This window comes from Corynebacterium sp., from assembly GCF_030535495.1.
In the GTDB taxonomy this organism is placed as follows: Bacteria; Actinomycetota; Actinomycetes; order Mycobacteriales; family Mycobacteriaceae; genus Corynebacterium.
In genome coordinates this window covers 1-1,746 of sequence record NZ_JAUNRW010000187.1, presented here as the reverse complement: position 1 = coordinate 1,746, position 1,746 = coordinate 1, and the positions used below count along the sequence as shown (strand labels likewise).

Here is a 1,746-nt window from a genome sequence, read left to right as displayed (position 1 = left end):
GCTTCAGGTGCCAGTGTCCTTCGGGACGTGGGGGTTCAAGTCCCCCTTCGCCCACGCGGAGCAGTTGGAGCTTGATCTGACTGCCAGCGAAGCCGGCCGGAAGGCCGGTTTTCGTGCATTTGGGGGCATCGCATCTACTGGGGCGAGCGAGTTCTGCCTCCCTGCACCCGACGACGACTACCGATTGATGATGATCCCGTTCATCGAGGGGTCGCGGCGGTCTGCACCGGACGGAAGAACGAGAGGATGCTGCCCGGTCGGCCGGAGACCGGCTTCCGCGCACCGCAGCGACGGGTTGTATGCGGGAGCTCGGGTCGCCTCATAGACGGTGTGTGAGCCGCCCGACCCCTGGAGGTAGGACACCGCCGGCAAGGGCGGTCCCGCCACGACGACCAATTTGGGCGTGGGCGCATCGAACCGAGCGGGGTCGGTGACGACACGCGCCTCCACCGTCCAGCCACCCTTGGTAGTTGGAGGCCAGCACACATCCGTCGGGTTCTTCACGACCTCGACGACCTGCAACCCCGCAGACCATGCCGCGCGAACCACCGCCACCGACACCGGCGCGGTCGCCGTCGACCCGGCCCCCGCCAACGCGTTCGCGCTACCGAGCGTGTCCGCTTCGTTGAAGTAGCTCTGGGCCAGTGCAGGAGAGGCTGTTGTGACCGCCAGGACACCGGCCGCAAGCGACGGGAGGAGTGCACGCATCATCCACTCATCCTAGGTGTACCCGGCCAGGGCGTTGGCGCCATATTGAGCGAGCGCCGCAGCCCCGCAGGTGGCGTTTGCACTAGCAGCTGCCACGCCGCGAGATCCTCGCTCCCTTTCGCGTCCACCTGCTCTGGCGCGCGCCATGGCGGATGAGCGCAACGAGGGGCGAGGACGTACATGGCTCGGTGGCACCTGCTCTAGATGTACCCGGCGACCAGCCAGCCGACGGCGAACAGCCTGATGGCCGGGCGCACCTAGGTGAGTGGATCCGAGGGGAGGTCTTCGACGCTGACACTGCGGAGCTCGTTGCCCTGAGTGTGGCGCTTGTGTACACAATTGCAGATGCGTACACTCGCCGGCATGGACACCGTGACGACCGAAGTCTCGACGCGAGAGCTGCGCAATCAGCTCTCCGACGTACTCGGCCGGGCGATGTACGCGGGGGAGCGCATCGGCGTGACCCGCAACGGCAAGCTCGCCGCCGTGGTTGTCAGCGTGGCCGATGTCGAAGCCCTCGAGGAGTTCGAGATGGCGCAGGACGTGGCCGCCTACCGTGAGGCCAAGGCTGCCGATGACGGCGCTCGGGTGACACTTGAGGAGCTCCGCGCCGACCTCACCTCGTGAGCTACCACGTCGAGTTCACCTCGGCGGCCGCACGGCAGGTGAAGAAGCTCCCCCGTCCAGCGCGTGATCGCGTGCTCGCTGCCATCGAGGATCTGGGCGAGGATCCCCGGCCCCACGGGGCGACGAAGCTCGTCGGAGAGCGGACCGCTTGGCGCATCCGAATCGGTGACTACCGGGTGATCTATGACGTGTTCGACTCGGAGCTGATCGTCTCCGTCGTGCGAGCCGCGCACCGCCGCGAGATATACGACCGATAGAAGGGCTCCGCGGGCTGCACGAGGTTCCCGCGAAGGCCAGATGCACTGCCAGGGCTGTCCCTCGGCAGGGTCGGCCGGACTCTCGTGTGACCACACCGTCGGTTGGGAGCGCCCACAGGCGTCGAGTATGCTCACGCGAAAGTTCCGTCCGGCC

At 67.1% G+C, this 1,746-nt stretch carries 3 protein-coding genes; 2 read left to right on the top strand and 1 reads right to left on the bottom strand.

What is annotated here, in order from left to right; all coding sequences use genetic code 11:
• Positions 1 to 177: 177 nt before the first annotated feature.
• On the bottom strand, positions 178 to 711 hold the full coding sequence (locus Q4F73_RS12435; RefSeq protein WP_303359651.1) for a hypothetical protein: 534 nt from the start codon (positions 709 to 711) through the stop codon (positions 178 to 180).
• Between the two features lie 342 nt (positions 712 to 1,053).
• Here Q4F73_RS12435 and Q4F73_RS12430 point away from each other — a divergent pair, with 342 nt between their 5' ends.
• On the top strand, positions 1,054 to 1,335 hold the full coding sequence (locus Q4F73_RS12430) for a type II toxin-antitoxin system prevent-host-death family antitoxin (RefSeq protein WP_303359650.1): 282 nt from the start codon (positions 1,054 to 1,056) through the stop codon (positions 1,333 to 1,335).
• Complete coding sequence (locus Q4F73_RS12425) at positions 1,332 to 1,592, top strand: type II toxin-antitoxin system RelE/ParE family toxin (protein ID WP_303359649.1); 261 nt, start codon at positions 1,332 to 1,334, stop codon at positions 1,590 to 1,592. Before Q4F73_RS12430 ends, Q4F73_RS12425 begins: the two co-directional genes overlap by 4 nt.
• The last annotated feature ends 154 nt before the right edge of the window (positions 1,593 to 1,746 follow it).

Bases quoted from the DNA above. Each gene is read 5' to 3' on its own strand.
- Q4F73_RS12435 (WP_303359651.1), bottom strand. From the start codon at position 711: ATGATGCGTGCACTCCTCCCGTCGCTTGCGGCCGGTGTCCTGGCGGTC.
- Q4F73_RS12430 (WP_303359650.1), top strand. From the start codon at position 1,054: ATGCGTACACTCGCCGGCATGGACACCGTGACGACCGAAGTCTCGACG.